The following is a 14,915-nucleotide window of genomic DNA, read 5'->3' on the forward strand; positions in this document are numbered from 1 at the left end:
GCGACGCGCGGCGGCCCGGGAGTGAGCGGGACCGGGGGCGAGCGGGTGGGCCGGCTGTGGACGGATCGTGGCGGGAACCGCGGCGGGAGGGCCGACGAAAGTTATGCTGACCTTGGAACGATCAAGGCGATCCCCGTCAGTCGAGGGAGGTGGGGTTGTCCAGGACGTCGGCCGGGACGAGCGGACGGGTGGCGCGGGTCTCGACGACCCCGCCGACCCTGGCCGACGTCGCCGAGCGCGCCGGCGTCTCCCGGCAGACGGTGTCGAACGCCGTGAACAACCCCGACCTGCTGCGCGCCGACACCCTGGCCCGGGTGCTGCACGCGATCGACGAGCTCGGCTACTCGCCCAACCGGGCCGCCCGCAACCTGCGCACCCGCGCCAGCCACCTGGTCGGGATGCGGATCGGGCCGGTCTACGAGGGCACGGCCAACGCCACGATGGACCGGTTCGTGCACTCCCTGGTGGAGGCCTCGCGCGAGGCGGGCTACCACGTCCTGCTGTTCGCGGGTGACCCCGAGGACCCGGTGGCCGGGTACGACGACCTGCTCCGCTCCACCACCGTCGACGCGTTCGTCGTCACCGACACCTACCTCGGCAATCCGCAGGCCACCTGGCTCGAGGAGCGGCGGGCCCCGTTCGTCGCGTTCGGACGGCCGTGGGACAACCCGGCGGCCGAGCACCCCTGGGTCGACGTGGACGGCGCGGCCGGCACCGACCTGGCGACGTCGTACCTCCTCGGCCGCGGCCACGAGCGGATCGCCTGGATCGGCTGGCGCAAGGACTCCTGGATCGGTGAGGACCGCCGCTCGGGATGGAGCCGCGCCCTGCACGCCCGCGGGCTGCCCACCACCGGCCTGGCGTCGCGGGTCGAGGACACCGTCTCGAGCGGCCGCGAGGCGAGCGCCGTCCTGCTGGACGAGGCCCGGCCCACCGCGTTCGTGTGCGCGTCCGACACCCTCGCCATGGGGGTGCTCGGCACCCTCGCCGACCGCGGCCTGACGCCCGGTCGGGACGTGTCGGTGATCGGCTTCGACGACTCGCAGGTCGCGCAGGTCGTCTCGCCCGGCCTCACCTCGGTGCGCCAGCCGCTCGAGGAAGTGGCCGTGGAGATCGTCAAGGCGCTCGAGGGCCTGCTCGGCCACCCGCCCACCGTCGGCCCCGGCGTGATGCTGGTCCCGAGCCTCGCCCTCCGCGGCACCAGCTGAGGTCGCGAGCCGTGACGGTTTCCCCGGTTCACCGGGGATGTTGGAACTTCTGGCCCGAAACTTCGGCCCAACAGTTCCGGTTTCCCCGGGTACCCGGGGAAACCGCCGCCCGGACCGCCGAGCCTCAGAACCGCTTCCACCACAGGTTGACGGCGTAGTCGACCTCGGTGCCGGCGTGCTCGGGGAGCACCTGGTCGGCGACCTGGGGGGTGAACTCGATCCGCACCACCGCCTCCAGGTCGGCGCGACTCGAGAAGGACCAGCGCAGGTCGAGGGGCACGCGGGTCCAGCCGCGGGCGGACCAGAACCGCTCGACCGCGACCGGGTCGACCTCGGGGTAGCCGCGCCGGAACCACCCGCCGAACGTGGAGCGGGTCGGGTCGTTGTCGATGACGTACGCCGTGCCGCCGCGGCGCACCACCCGGTCCAGCTCGGCCAACCCGGGCTCGCAGCCGGGCCCGAAGAAGTAGGCCCAGCGGGCGTGGACGACGTCGACCGAGGCGTCCGGGAGGGGCAGGGACTGGGCGACGCCCTGGTGCACCGTCACGTTCGCGAGCCGCCGGCTGCGCCGCCGCGCGAGCGCAACCAGGTCGGCGTGCGGCTCGACGCCGATCACCGACGCCGCGGTCTCGGCGAACCACGGCAGGTGGAAGCCGGTGCCGCAGCCGACGTCGAGCACGGTGCGATCGGCCCACCGGTCGACCGCCAGCATGGCCGCGGCCAGCAGCCCGTCGGGGTCGACCGCGCGGTTCTCGATCTCGTAGGTCGCGGGGTGCTGCCAGATGTTCGGGCTCGGGCGCGCGCCCTCGGTCGCCCGCACGCGGCCGCGAGACAGCTGCCGGACGGGACGGGCGATCGCGTGGCTGCGCGGATCGTCCATCAGCGTCCTACAGCCGGACCAGGCCGCTCGGGGTCTGGAACTGCGCGGCGCCGATGCCGGGCGTGCCGTTGGGCGCGGCCCACTCGACCTTCACGTCCTCCAGTGGTGCCTCGACGGTCTCGCCGAGCCACTCGCTCACCCGGTGCGGGTCGCCCGCGATCTCCAGGCAGGCAAGGGAGAACGCCTCGTCGGCGCCGGCGCTGGGGTGCAGCTCGGCCGGGATCTCCCACTCGATGAAGAAGGGCAGCTGCGGGTCGGCGATCAACCCGTTGACGCCGATCTGCTTCCACCGCAGCTCGGTGCCGTCGGGGCGGTGCCGGCTGCCGACGACGGCCTCCCGGCCGAGGCGCCGCTCGACCACGGTGATGTCGTCGACCGCGACGACCCAGCCGAGCCAGCCGCCGCCGAGGGCGGAACGGGCGCGCACGGCCTGGCCGAACGGGGCCTTGTCGGAGGCCGGGTGGTCGAGCACCTCGACCACCTCGAGGTAGGTGTTGCCGGCGAGCGGCAGGATCATGTTGCGGGTCCCGAACCGGGGGTGGACGCCACCGTCGACGAAGTCCCGGCCGAGCAGACGGCCGATGCGCTGAGCGGTACTGGCGAGGCCGTCCGGTCCGGCTGCGAAAGAAAGATGATCCAGGCGCATACAGAGATTCTGGGTGTTCTCTCAGGTTGACCGGACGGCGGGGTCCGAGTCTCTTGATGTCGAGATGTCCAGAACAGACCCGTCGGAGCCGGCCCGAGCCTCGGGGTCGGCCGGGCCCGGTGCGGGGAGAAGCGGCCCCGGTACGGCGTCAGTGCGGGTCGGCCGGGTGCAGCGCGAGCGCCGACCGGGACCGCACGTGCGCCTCGCAATGCCGGACCAGCTCGGCGTACGCCGCCTCGCCCATCAGGGCGGTCAGCTCGGCGGCGTTCGCGACGTACACCGGCTCCACGCCGACGTGCGCCTCGGTGTTGCCCGAGCAGTACCAGTCGAGGTCGTGCCCGCCCGGACCCCAGCCGCGCCGGTCGTACTCGCCGATCGAGACCTCGGTGTACGTCGAGCCGTCCTGGCGGGTGACGTCGCGGAAGGTGCGCCGGATCGGCAGCTGCCAGCACACGTCCGGCTTGGTCTCGAGCGGCAACTTGTCGAGCACGTAGGCCAGCGCGTGCAGGGCGCAGCCGGCTCCGTTCTTGAAGTCCGGGCGGTTCTGGAAGATGCACGCCTGCTGCCCGTCGACCTCGATCGTGCGGGTCTTGCGCTCGCCCTCGTCGTCGAGCTCGATCCAGTCCCGCTTGCGGACCTTGCCGTCGGGCCGCTGCGGCTTGTGCTGCCACAGCTCCTCGTCGAGCATCCCGACGTACTCCGCGACCCGTTTCTCGTCGTCCTTGTCGGCGAAGTGTGCGCCGAGCGTGCAGCACCCGACGTCCGGGGCATCGGCGTAGATGCCCGGGCACCCCCGCCCGAAGATGCAGGTGTAGCTCGAGGTCAGCCAGGTGAGGTCGCAGCGCAGCACCTCGGTCTCGTCGGCAGGGTTCACGAACTCCACGTAGGCGCGGGGGAAGACCAGATCGACTTCGGGCACCCGTCAACCCTACGTGCCGTCCGGGGCCGTCCCCGCCGCCGTTGGGTACGTTGGACCCATGCGGCTGGGCGTCCTCGACATCGGGTCCAACACCGGACACCTGCTCGTCGTCGACGCCCACGGGGGCGCCGCGCCGCTGCCGGCGTACTCCTACAAGCAGCCGTTGCGCCTCGCCGAGCACCTCGACGACGAGGGAGCGGTCACCCGGCTCGGGGTCGATTCGCTGACGGCGTTCACCGCGCAGGCCCTGGTGGTCGCGGAGGACAAGGGCTGCCAGGACATGCTCGCGTTCGCGACGTCCGCGGTGCGCGACGCGGTCAACACCGATGCGGTGCTCGACCACGTGCACGCGGCGACCGGCGTGCGGATCGAGGTGCTCCCCGGGGAGGACGAGGCCCGGCTGACCTTCCTCGCCGTACGACGGTGGTTCGGCTGGTCCGCCGGGCGGCTGGCCGTCTTCGACATCGGTGGCGGCTCGCTGGAGATCGCCGGCGGCGCCGACGAGTCGCCCGACGTCGCCTGGTCGCTGCCGATCGGAGCCGGCCGCCTGGCGCGGCAGTTCTTCAGCGGGGGGCCGCCCGACGACGAGGCGATCCGTGGGCTGCGCAAGCAGCTTCGTGCCGAGATCGCCCGCGACGCGGGGCACCTGCTGCGGGCGGGGACGCCGGACCACGCGGCGGCCACGTCCAAGACGTTCCGCTCGCTGGCCCGGATCTGTGGGGCCGCGCCGTCGGCGGACGGTCCCCTGGTCCCGCGGGTCCTGGAGCGCGAGGTGCTGCGCGAGTGGATCCCGAAGCTGGTCACGATGGCCCCGGAGGCGCTGGCGCACCTCCCGGGCGTCTCCCCGAGCCGGGCCCACCAGATCGTGACCGGCGCGCTCGTGGCCGAGGCGGCGATGGACATCTTCGGGCTCGAGCTCCTGGAGGTCTGCCCCTGGGCCCTGCGGGAGGGCGTGATCCTCGAACGGCTCGACCAGATCAGCGTGCTCGGCTAGCCATGGCCCCACGCGTCGGACTCTCCACCGTCTCGGTCTACCCCGAGTCCTCCGCCCATGCCTTCGCCTACGCGAGTGCGCTCGGTTACGACACCATCGAGGTGATGGTCGGGATCGACGCGCTCAGCCAGCAGACCTCCGCGATCCAGCAGCTCTCCGCACACCACGGCGTACCGGTGTCCGCGGTGCACGCGCCCTGCCTGCTGTTCACGCAGCGGGTCTGGGGCACCGAGCCGTGGGGCAAGCTCGAGCGCTCCGCGGAGATGGCGGCGGCGCTCGGGGCCGAGGTCGTCGTGGTCCATCCGCCGTTCCGCTGGCAGAAGAGCTATGCCCGCGACTTCGTGGACGGCATCGCCGCGCTCGAGGAGTCCACCGGCATCGCGTTCGCGGTGGAGAACATGTATCCCTGGCGTGCCTCCAGCCGCGGCATGGAGATGTACCTGCCCGGCTGGGACCCCTCTTCCGAGCCGTACGCCAACACCACCATCGACCTCTCCCACGCGGCCATCGCGCGGTCCGACCCGGTCGGGATGGCCGAGCGTCTCGGCGACCGGTTGCGGCACATCCACCTGACCGACGGCACCGGCTCGGCCAAGGACGAGCACCTGGTCCCCGGTCGGGGATCGATCGGCGCCGCCGCGTTCCTGCGGCACCTGGCGGCGGCCGGGTTCGGTGGTGAGATCGTCGTCGAGATCAACACCCGCAAGTGCCGCGACGCCGCGGCCCGCGAGGTCGACCTGCGCGAGTCCCTCGAGTTCGCGCGCGAGCACTCCGTCGTGGGGACGCCGTGACGGATCCCGCGACGCGGGCGGCCCCCCGTCGAGGTCGTCGGCCGGGGACCCCGGACACCCGTGCGGCGATCCTCGCCGCGGCCCGGGAGCTCTTCGCGGCCCAGGGGTACGCCGGCACCTCGGTGCGTGCGATCGGCGCGGCGGCCGGGGTCGACGCCTCGCTCGTGCACCACTACTTCGGGACGAAGGACGACCTCTTCGTCGCCGCGCTCGAGCTCCGCGTGGACCCCCGCGTGGTCGTCCCGCCGGTGTTCGAGGGCGGCCTCGAGAGCGCCGGCGAGCGGCTGATGCGGCTGTTCGTGTCGGTCTGGGACGACGAGGAGAAGCGGCTGCCGCTCCTCGCCCTGATCCGCGGTGCCTTGGACTCCGGTGGGCAGCAGCTGGTCCGCGACGGCTTCATGCGGATGGTGCTCGAGCCGCTCGCGGCCGGCCTCGGCGTCGCCGACCAGCGCCGGATGCCGCTGGTCGCCTCCCAGCTGTTGGGCCTGGTGCTGCTCCGTTACCTGCTGGTGGTCGAACCGCTCGCCTCGATGCCCGCCGACGAGCTCGTCGCGCTCTACGGGCCGACCCTCCAGCGCTACCTCTCCGGTCCGCTGCCCGACTGACCGGGAAGCGCGTTCGGGTCCAAGGACCCTTGCCGGGTGGGGCCTCCGTACGCATAATTCAACGCATGGTGAAAAACGCGGTGGAGATCCGCGACCTCCACGTCGTCCGGGGTCCGCACACCGTCCTCGAGCACCTCGACCTGACGATCGGGGGCGGGGTCACCGGGCTGCTCGGCCCGTCCGGGTGCGGCAAGTCGACGCTGATGCGCTGCCTGGTCGGCGTACAACGGATCCGCGGCGGGACCGTCGAGGTCTTCGGCCTGCCGGCGGGCAGCCGCCCGCTCCGGGACCGGGTCGGCTACGTCACCCAGGCGGTCAGCGTCTACCACGACCTGACCGTCGCCGAGAACCTGCACTTCTTCGCGCGGGTGCTGGGCGCGGGCCGCGCCGAGGTCGACCGGGCGATCACCGCCGTGGACCTGGCCGACCACCGCGACGACGTCGTCGGACGGCTCAGCGGTGGGCAGCAGTCGCGCGCGAGCCTGGCGGTCGCGCTGCTGGACGAGCCGGACCTGCTGGTGCTCGACGAGCCGACGGTGGGACTCGACCCGGTGCTCCGCGAGGACCTGTGGAACCTCTTCCACCGCCTGGCCGACGCCGGTGTCGCCGTCTTCGTCTCCAGCCACGTCATGGACGAGGCCGAGCGCTGCGACCGGCTGCTGCTGATGCGGCAGGGCCGGATCCTCGCCGACGGGACGCCCGCCGAGATCAAGGCCGCGGCCGGCGTCGACGACGTCGAGGCCGCGTTCCTCGCGCTGGTCAGGAGGGACGCGGCATGAACTCACCCCACGAACTCGCGCCTTCCCCCGCTGCGCTCCTCCGGTCACGACTTCCCGGGGGCCCCGAATGAACGCCCGGATCACCCTCGCCGTCGCCGGACGCGTCCTGATCCAGCTGCGTCGCGACCACCGCACGCTCGCCATGCTGCTGGTGCTGCCCTGCCTGCTCATCTCCTTGATGTGGTGGATGTACGACGAGGCGAACCCGCTGCTCTTCGACCGCATCGGGCCCGCGTTGCTCGCGATGTTCCCCGTGATCGTGATGTTCCTGGTCACCAGCGTCACCACGCTCCGGGAGCGCTCCAGCGGCACCCTCGAGCGGCTGCTCGCGATGCCGATGGGCAAGCTCGACTTCCTGGTGGGCTACGCGATCGCGTTCGGCCTGGTCGCCGCCGTGCAGTCGGTACTCGCCGTCGCCGTCAGCATCGGGCTGCTCGACCTCGACCTCGAGGGCCCGGTCTGGCTGCTGACCGTCGTCGCCGTGGTCGACGCCGTCCTGGGCAGCGCCCTGGGCCTGTTCGTCTCCGCGTTCGCGCAGACCGAGTTCCAGGCCGTCCAGTTCATGCCCGCCATCGTGATCCCCCAGCTGCTGCTGTGCGGGCTCCTGGTGCCGCGTGAGCTGCTGCCCGACGTGCTGCGTCAGCTCAGCGACGTGCTCCCGCTGTCGTACGCCGTCGATGCGATGCAGCACCTGACCACGAGCTCCGCCACCGGCCAGGTCTGGCGAGACGTCGCGATCGTGGGCGCGTTCGCCGTCGCGGGACTGGCGTTCGGGGCGGCCACGCTGCGTCGTCGTACTCCCTGATCCTGGCTGACCCTTGGCTGACCCTGGCCCGAGGTGGCCCCGGGACGGCCCTAGGCCGGCCTCGTCGTAGCCTGAGGTCATGTCGCTCCTCCGTCAGCCGCTCCTGCTCCTCGCCCGCAGCTCGCTGGTGAAGAAGGTCGTCAGCGGCATGCCCGTGTCGGCCGGCATCGTCCGCAGCTACGTCCCGGGCGAGACGACCGAGTCGGCCGTGGGCGCGACCGCGGAGCTCGTGGACGGCGGTCTGCGGGTCACGCTGGACTACCTGGGTGAGGACACCACCGACGCGGAGCAGGCCGACGCGACGGTCGCGGCGTACCTCGACGTGCTCCAGGAGCTCTCGGCTCGCGGCCTGACCCGCAACGCCGAGGTCTCGGTGAAGCTCAGCGCCATCGGCCAGTTCCTCCCCGACGCCGTGGGCTTCGGGGGAGGGGAGAAGATCGCCCTCGAGAACGCCCGCACGATCTGCCGGGCCGCCCGCAACGCCGGCACCGCGGTCACCCTCGACATGGAGGACCACACGACCACGGACTCGACGCTGTCGATCCTGCGCGAGCTGCGCAAGGACTTCCCCGAGACGGGTGCTGTGCTCCAGGCCGCGCTGCACCGGACCGAGAGCGACTGCCGGGCGCTGGCCTACGAGGGCTCGCGGGTCCGGCTCTGCAAGGGCGCCTACCTCGAGCCGGAGTCCGTCGCCTTCCAGGACCGGCTGGAGATCTCGAAGTCGTACGTGCGCTGCCTCAAGGTGCTGCTCGCCGGCGAGGGCTACCCGATGATCGCCACCCACGACCCCCGGATGATCGAGATCGCGTCGTCACTGGCCAGCCGCTACGGCCGCGCGGCCGGGACCTACGAGTACCAGATGCTCTACGGCATCCGCCCCGAGGAGCAGCGGCGCCTGGTCGCCAGCGGCGAGACGATGCGGGTCTACGTGCCCTACGGCACCGAGTGGTACGGCTACCTGATGAGAAGGCTCGCGGAGCGTCCGCAGAACCTGTCATTCTTCGTGAAGTCCCTGGTCTCGAAGAAGTGAGACCACAGCGTCCGCGACGAAGGAGCGGACGCGTTGTGGGTGAAGATCGAGCATGCCCCGCGACCGAGGCACGAGGTCGCGACGGGCGCGTCGAAAGTCCGGAGGTACCGATGTCCCAGACCGCCATCCTCGGCGCCGGCGTGATGGGCGAGACCCTGCTCTCCGGCCTGGTGCGCGCCGGCCGCCGCGTCGACCACCTGCTGGTCGGCGAGAAGCGCCCCGAGCGCGCCCAGGAGCTCGAGGAGCGGTACGGCGTCGCCGTGGTCGGCAACGCCGAGGCGGCCCGCAAGGCCGACACGCTCGCCCTGGTCGTCAAGCCCCAGGACATGGGCGACCTGCTCGAGGAGATCGCCGGCGAGCTGCGCCCGGGCCAGCTGGTCGTCTCCCTTGCGGCCGGCATCACCACCGCCTTCATCGAGGCCCGGGTCCCCGAGGGCGTCGCCGTGGTCCGGGTGATGCCGAACACGCCCGCGCTGGTCGACGAGGGGATGGCTGCGGTCTCTCCCGGGTCGCACTGCAGCGAGGAGCACCTCGCCGAGGCCGAGTCGCTGATGGCGTCGGTCGGCCGGGTGCTCCGGATCCCGGAGCGCCAGCAGGACGCCGTCACCGCGATCTCCGGGTCCGGCCCGGCCTACATCTTCTTCGTCGTGGAGTCGATGATCGAGGCCGGCGTCCACCTGGGCCTGCCGCGTGCGACCGCCACCGACCTGGTCGTCCAGACCGTCGTGGGCTCGGCCAAGATGCTGCGCGAGACCGGCACCCACCCGGCCGTGCTGCGCGAGCAGGTCACCTCCCCGGCCGGCACCACCGCGGCGGCCCTGCGCGAGCTGGAGATCCACAAGGTGCGCGCCGCGTTCCTCGCCGCCATGGAGGCCGCGCGCGACCGGTCGCGTGCGCTCGCCGAGGGCAGCTGACCGGCCCCTCCGCTGCCAGCAGCCGACCCCGCGTCCTCACAGCCCCATCGCGGCCTGCGCGGCCGCGAGCACCGGGGCGGTCACCTCCCGGCAGCGGGCGGCGCCGGCCTCGTAGACGCTGGTGACGTGGGCCGGGTCGGCCGCGAGGTCGGCGTACCGCTTCTGGAGCGGCTCGAGCTCGGCGATGACGGCGTCGGCGACCGCCTTCTTGAGGGCGCCGTACGTCGAGATGCCCTCCGCTGAGCCACCGCAGGCGGTGAGGATCTCCAGCAGGTTCGTCACCCCGGGCTTGTTCGGGTCGGCACGCACGGCGTCCGGGCCGGTGTCGGAGTCGGTCACGGCGCGGGCGACCTTGCGGCGGACGACGTCCGGCGGGTCGAGCAGCCGGACCACGCCCGGCGTCTCGGCCGCGGACTTGCCCATCTTCACGGTCGGGTCGTCCAGGCGCATCACCCGGGCGCCGGCCGCCGGGACGGTGATCTCCGGGATCGTGAACACCGGGCCGTAGGTGCTGTTGAACCGGGTCGCGAGGTCCCGGGTCAGCTCGACGTGCTGGCGCTGGTCGGCGCCGACCGGCACCTGGCGCGGACGGTAGAGCAGGATGTCCGCGGCCATCAGCGCCGGGTAGGTGAACAACGACGCGCGGGTCGTCGGCTGGTCGCGACCCTTCTCCTTGAACTGGATCATCCGGTTCAGCTCGCCGGTCGACGCCGTGCACTCGAGCAGGTACGCGAGCTGGGCGTGCGCCGGCACCCGGCTCTGCACGAACAGCGTCGACTCCTCGAGGCCGGCGGCGAGCAGGAGGGTGGCGGTCTCGTGGGTCAGTGACCGCAGCCGCGCCGGCTCGTGCGGCGTGGTCATCGCGTGCAGGTCGGCGATGCCGTAGAAGCACGCGGCCGGTGTGCTGGCGTCGCGCTGCGCGGCAGCCATCGGGCGGAGCGCGCCGAGCAGGTTGCCGAGCGTCAGGTGGCCGCTGGGGGTGAGCAGGGAGAGCTGGCGATGCATGGATCCTCCTGGGGAGTGCGGGCCCCGGGCGGATCGACCAGCTCGACCGACGAGAATCGGCCGCCCGTGGGCGGCCGATGGGTGAAGTGGGTGTGCTTCGTGCGCGGTCCGCCGTCAGGCGAGCCACCACTGGGTGGTACGGAACGTGGAACAGGACGTCAGCACCGGACCAGACTACCGGTAGCGTCCGTCACATGCCCGCCTGCCAGGGACCGGCGACCGTCGTGTTCGACCCCAGCCTGACCGCGTACGACTTCGGCCCGACCCATCCGATGTCCCCGCTGCGGGTCGACCTGACCATCCGGCTGGCCGAGGAGCTCGGCGTCCTGGCCGGGCTGCGGCGGGTCGACGCCCCCGTGGCCACCGACGAGGTGATCGCGACGGTGCACCGGCCCGCGCTCATCGAGGCGGTACGCCGTGCCGGCACCATGCCCGGCATCCTCGACGAGGCCCACGGGCTGGGCACCGACGACAACCCGACCTTCCCGGACATGCACCACGCGGCCGCGCACATCGTCGGTGCGACCGTCGAGGCCGCCCGTCAGGTGTGGTCGGGGGAGTCCCTCCACGCCGTGAACATCAGCGGCGGCCTCCACCACGCGATGCCGGAGCGGGCCAGCGGCTTCTGCATCTACAACGACGTCGCGGTCGGCATCCAGCACCTCCTCGACAGCGGGGCGAAGCGGGTGGCCTACGTGGACGTCGACGTCCATCACGGCGACGGGGTGGAGAAGGTGTTCTGGGACGACCCGCGGGTGCTGACGATCTCGCTGCACGAGACGGGCCAGATGCTGTTCCCCGGCACGGGGTTCCCGACCGACGCCGGCGGCCCGGCGGCGCGGGGTACGGCCGTCAACGTGGCGCTGCCCCCCGGCACCGGCGACGGCGGCTGGCTGCGCGCCTACCACGCCGTGGTGCCCCCGCTGGTGCGCGAGTTCGCGCCCGACGTCCTGGTCACCCAGCACGGCTGCGACTCCCACATCGAGGACCCGCTGGCGCACCTGATGCTCTCCGTGGATGGACAGCGGGCGGCCTACCTGGCCCTCCACGAGCTGGCCCACGAGGTCTGTGGTGGGCGGTGGGTCGCCACCGGCGGCGGCGGATACGCCCTGGTCGAGGTGGTCCCGCGGGCCTGGACCCACCTGCTGGCGATCGTGGCCGGCCGGCCGCTCGACCCGGCCACCGAGACCCCGGAGGGGTGGCGCAGGCACGTGCAGACCACGTTGGACCAGGTCGCACCCCACCGGATGACCGACGGCCGGACCCCGGCGTACCGGGACTGGATCGACGGCTACGACCCCGAGATCTGGCTGGACCGGGCGATCCACAGCACCCGGATGGAGGTCTTCCCGCTGCACGGGCTCGACCCGTTTCCCTGATCCCGGGTCGCGCCGGGGTGGCGCCGGCCGGGGGTGGACGCCGGCTTCGCGCAAGTCGACACGCCGACACCACTCGGGCGACTTTTAGCAACCCCTTCCCCACGAGTCACATCAGGCTCTATTCTCACCGTGCGCGACGCGTGCACTCACCGGCGGGGAAGTCGGTGGCGCGTCAGACAGAAAGTATCGGTGCACGATGGCTACCAACCCCGGGGACAGCTCCTCCTCGAAGTTCCTGACCGTCGCCGAGGTCGCGGCGATGATGCGCGTGTCCAAGATGACCGTCTACCGCCTCGTCCACAACGGCGAGCTGCCCGCCGTCCGGGTCGGCCGGTCCTTCCGGGTCCAGGAGAAGGACGTCGACGAGTACCTCCGCAAGAGCTTCTACTCCGCCGGTTGAGCTCGCCGGGCTGAAAGCGAACTCACACGGATGCGTCTCACCGGCGGATTCTGCCGGGGAAGGTGCGGCGGCTAGGCTAGGTCGGTCCTCCGGGCAGAACCGGTGGACGATACGGCTGTTGAAAGGTATCCCGTGGGTTCTGTCATCAAGAAGCGGCGCAAGCGCATGGCCAAGAAGAAGCACCGCAAGCTGCTGAAGAAGACGCGCGTGCAGCGTCGCAAGCTCGGCAAGTAGCGCCCGAGCCGATCACAGCACGCCCCATGGGCAGCGCCGGCAGGGTCGTCCTGGTCACCGGGGTCTCACGCGACCTCGGCCGCCGGTTCGCGCGCGCCCTGGCGGCCGACCCGTCCGTCGACCGCGTGGTCGGGGTGGACGCCGTACCGCCGCGCGGTGACATCGGCGAGGTCTCCTTCGTCCGGGCCGACATCCGCAACCCGGTCATCGCGAAGGTCATCGTCAAGGAGGACGTCGACACCGTCGTCCACATGAGCGTCATCTCCACCCCCGGCAGCGCCGGGGGGCGGAACACGATGAAGGAGCTCAACGTCATCGGGACGATGCAGCTCCTCGCCGCCTGCCAGAAGGCTCCCGGCCTGCGCACGCTCGTGGTGAAGTCCTCGACCACGGTCTACGGCGCCAGCAACCGCGACCCGGCGATGTTCACCGAGGACATGGAGCCGCGCCGGGTGCCGCGCTCCGGCTACGCCAAGGACGTCGCCGAGGTCGAGGGCTACGTGCGCGGTTTCGCCCGCCGCCGTCCCGACGTCTCGGTGACCATCCTCCGCGCGGCCAACGTGATCGGGCCCCAGGTCACGAGCCCGCTCACCTCCTACTTCCGGTTGCCGGTGATCCCCACCGTGCTCGGCTTCGACCCGCGGCTGCAGTTCCTGCACGAGCAGGACCTGCTCGACGTGCTGCGGCATGCGATCGCCGCGGAGGTCGCCGGGACCTTCAACGTCGCCGGTGCCGGGATCCTGATGCTCTCCCAGGCGGTACGCCGCCTCCAGCGGCCCAGCGTCCCGCTGCCGCCCTTCGCGGTCGGCCGGGTCGGCTCCACCCTGCGCTCGGCGCGGGTCGCGGACTTCTCGCCCGAGCAGCTCGGCCTGCTCACGTACGGGCGTGGCGTCGACACGACCCGGATGCGTACCGAGCTCGGCTTCGAGCCGGCCCTCACGACCGCTGGGGCGTTCGCGGACTTCGCGGCCCCGCTGCCGCCCACCGGCGGCTACGCCGACCGGCTGCTGGCCCGGGTCGCGCAGGGCCTGCCCGAGCCCGCACCCGTCCCCGCGCCGCTACCGGCCTCGGCGCCGGCGTACCCCCGAGGAGCCGACCGTGGGTGACGCGGAGATCATCCCGATCGGGACCCGCGGCCGGCCGGGCCGCGGCACGGGCAAGCACCCGTCCTCGGCCGCCCGCGGCCTCGCGACCGGCGCTCGACCGCCGGCTGCCAAGGCCGGCCGCCGGACCGCCGGACCCGCCTCGGGCTCCGCGCCCGAGCCTCCCGCGAGGTCCGACACCCGGGCCGAGCGTCCCGCGACCACGACCCAGGACCGGGCGCCGCTGGCCGGCATCCCCGCGAGCGACTGGCTCGCGGCGGTGCAGCACGGCGCTCGGGAGGTGTTCGGCGAGCAGTGGGAGCCCCAGCTCGCGCGGTTCCTCGCGTTCCTGCGGCGCCGGATCACCGGTGACTATGTGGTCGACGAGTACGGCTTCGACCAGGAGATCACCGAGCGCTTCTTGATGGCGACGCTGCGCCCGATCGCCCAGAAGTGGTTCCGGATCGAGGTCCGCGGGATCGAGAACATCCCGACCGAGGGCGGGGCCCTCGTGGTGTCCAACCATTCCGGCACCATCCCGGTCGACGGCCTGATGACCCTCGTGTCGATCTACGACCACACCGGCCGGTTCCTACGGCCGCTGGGCGCCGACCTGGTCTTCCGGCTCCCGTTCGTCAGCTCGCTCGCGCGCAAGAGCGGGGCCACCCTCGCGTGCAACGAGGACGCCGAGCGGATGTTGCACGGTGGCCAGCTGGTCGGGGTCTGGCCGGAGGGCTTCAAAGGGATCGGCAAGGCCTACAGCGACCGTTACAAGCTGCAGCGGTTCGGTCGCGGGGGCTTCGTCTCCGCCGCCCTGCGCACCGGCGTGCCGATCATCCCGTTGGCGGTCGTCGGCGCCGAGGAGATCTACCCGCTGGTCGGCAACCTGCCCTCCCTCGCCCGTGCCCTCGGGCTGCCGTACCTCCCGGTGACGCCGTTCTTCCCGGCCCTGGGGCCGCTCGGCCTGGTGCCGTTGCCCTCGAAGTGGCTGCTGGAGTTCGGTGAGCCGATCCGCACGGACGAGCTCGACGTGGGCGCCGCCGACGACCCGATGCTGGTCTTCAACGTCACCGACCAGGTCCGCGAGACGATCCAGCAGACGCTCTACTCGCTGCTGATGCAGCGCGAGTCGGTGTTCAAGTAGCCACGCGACCGACGTGGCCTGTCGGCTCGCTGGGTCTCGACACGGCGGTCGCGGCCTCGTTCCTCGGTCGCGCGCCTGCGGTTCCTGAGGAGCCGAGGGA

Annotated in this window: 17 protein-coding genes; 13 read left to right on the plus strand and 4 right to left on the minus strand. The window is 72.3% G+C overall.

The genetic code is table 11. The features are described 5' to 3' along the window. The first annotated feature begins 188 nt into the window (after positions 1–188). The gene (locus NOCA_RS03800) at positions 189–1,208 is read left to right on the plus strand and encodes a LacI family DNA-binding transcriptional regulator (protein WP_011753964.1); all 1,020 of its coding nucleotides are present in this window, start codon (positions 189–191) and stop codon (positions 1,206–1,208) included. A 124-nt stretch (positions 1,209–1,332) separates the two neighbouring features. Here NOCA_RS03800 and NOCA_RS03805 read toward each other — a convergent pair whose 3' ends face one another. The 3 genes from NOCA_RS03805 to NOCA_RS03815 all read right to left on the minus strand — a co-directional run bounded on the left by NOCA_RS03805 (position 1,333) and on the right by NOCA_RS03815 (position 3,653). Beyond that, positions 1,333–2,088, minus strand: coding sequence for a class I SAM-dependent methyltransferase (locus NOCA_RS03805; RefSeq protein ID WP_011753965.1), 756 nt, complete (start codon positions 2,086–2,088; stop codon positions 1,333–1,335). A gap of 7 nt (positions 2,089–2,095) precedes the next feature. Continuing rightward, positions 2,096–2,734 (minus strand): VOC family protein, encoded by a 639-nt coding sequence (locus tag NOCA_RS03810; RefSeq protein ID WP_011753966.1) that lies wholly within the window; start codon positions 2,732–2,734, stop codon positions 2,096–2,098. A 148-nt stretch (positions 2,735–2,882) separates the two neighbouring features. Continuing rightward, positions 2,883–3,653, minus strand: coding sequence for a hypothetical protein (locus tag NOCA_RS03815; protein ID WP_011753967.1), 771 nt, complete (start codon positions 3,651–3,653; stop codon positions 2,883–2,885). 58 nt (positions 3,654–3,711) lie between these two features. Between NOCA_RS03815 and NOCA_RS03820 the strand changes: the two genes are divergently transcribed. From NOCA_RS03820 to proC, 7 genes are all read left to right on the plus strand, one after another. Next, positions 3,712–4,647 (plus strand): Ppx/GppA phosphatase family protein, encoded by a 936-nt coding sequence (locus NOCA_RS03820; RefSeq protein ID WP_011753968.1) that lies wholly within the window; start codon positions 3,712–3,714, stop codon positions 4,645–4,647. A gap of 2 nt (positions 4,648–4,649) precedes the next feature. After that, entirely contained in the window at positions 4,650–5,438 is a 789-nt protein-coding gene (locus tag NOCA_RS03825; RefSeq protein WP_011753969.1) for a sugar phosphate isomerase/epimerase family protein, read from the plus strand. Next, a complete protein-coding gene (locus NOCA_RS03830) occupies positions 5,435–6,043 on the plus strand; it encodes a TetR/AcrR family transcriptional regulator (RefSeq protein ID WP_011753970.1) in 609 nt (202 codons plus the stop codon). Before NOCA_RS03825 ends, NOCA_RS03830 begins: the two co-directional genes overlap by 4 nt. 65 nt (positions 6,044–6,108) lie before the next feature. Next, entirely contained in the window at positions 6,109–6,822 is a 714-nt protein-coding gene (locus tag NOCA_RS03835) for an ABC transporter ATP-binding protein (RefSeq protein WP_041546123.1), read from the plus strand. Between the two features lie 67 nt (positions 6,823–6,889). Then, positions 6,890–7,627 carry an ABC transporter permease gene (locus NOCA_RS03840; protein ID WP_011753972.1) on the plus strand — a complete coding sequence of 246 codons (738 nt, stop codon included), beginning with the start codon at positions 6,890–6,892 and terminating at the stop codon, positions 7,625–7,627. Between the two features lie 79 nt (positions 7,628–7,706). Next, positions 7,707–8,657 carry a proline dehydrogenase family protein gene (locus NOCA_RS03845; protein WP_011753973.1) on the plus strand — a complete coding sequence of 317 codons (951 nt, stop codon included), beginning with the start codon at positions 7,707–7,709 and terminating at the stop codon, positions 8,655–8,657. A 110-nt stretch (positions 8,658–8,767) separates the two neighbouring features. Continuing rightward, the gene (proC, locus tag NOCA_RS03850) at positions 8,768–9,571 is read left to right on the plus strand and encodes a pyrroline-5-carboxylate reductase (protein WP_011753974.1); all 804 of its coding nucleotides are present in this window, start codon (positions 8,768–8,770) and stop codon (positions 9,569–9,571) included. Between the two features lie 36 nt (positions 9,572–9,607). Here proC and trpS read toward each other — a convergent pair whose 3' ends face one another. After that, positions 9,608–10,576, minus strand: a complete 969-nt coding sequence (gene trpS / locus NOCA_RS03855) for a tryptophan--tRNA ligase (RefSeq protein ID WP_011753975.1) — start codon at positions 10,574–10,576, stop codon at positions 9,608–9,610. 194 nt (positions 10,577–10,770) lie between these two features. Here trpS and NOCA_RS03860 point away from each other — a divergent pair, with 194 nt between their 5' ends. The 5 genes from NOCA_RS03860 (at position 10,771) to NOCA_RS03875 (ending at position 14,815) form a co-directional block, all read left to right on the plus strand. Then, a complete protein-coding gene (locus NOCA_RS03860) occupies positions 10,771–11,955 on the plus strand; it encodes an acetoin utilization protein AcuC (protein ID WP_011753976.1) in 1,185 nt (394 codons plus the stop codon). Positions 11,956–12,151: 196 nt separating this feature from the next. Beyond that, positions 12,152–12,355, plus strand: a complete 204-nt coding sequence (locus NOCA_RS03865) for a helix-turn-helix domain-containing protein (RefSeq protein WP_011753977.1) — start codon at positions 12,152–12,154, stop codon at positions 12,353–12,355. A gap of 132 nt (positions 12,356–12,487) precedes the next feature. Continuing rightward, positions 12,488–12,589, plus strand: a complete 102-nt coding sequence (locus tag NOCA_RS26345; protein WP_008356322.1) for a 30S ribosomal protein bS22 — start codon at positions 12,488–12,490, stop codon at positions 12,587–12,589. 26 nt (positions 12,590–12,615) lie between these two features. Continuing rightward, positions 12,616–13,695: an NAD-dependent epimerase/dehydratase family protein gene (locus NOCA_RS03870; RefSeq protein ID WP_011753978.1), complete on the plus strand. Its 1,080-nt coding sequence runs from the start codon at positions 12,616–12,618 to the stop codon at positions 13,693–13,695. Then, complete coding sequence (locus tag NOCA_RS03875; RefSeq protein WP_011753979.1) at positions 13,688–14,815, plus strand: lysophospholipid acyltransferase family protein; 1,128 nt, start codon at positions 13,688–13,690, stop codon at positions 14,813–14,815. The genes NOCA_RS03870 and NOCA_RS03875 overlap by 8 nt, the downstream gene beginning before the upstream one ends. The last annotated feature ends 100 nt before the right edge of the window (positions 14,816–14,915 follow it).

It is taken from the genome of Nocardioides sp. JS614 (assembly GCF_000015265.1).
Lineage (GTDB): Bacteria > Actinomycetota > Actinomycetes > Propionibacteriales > Nocardioidaceae > Nocardioides.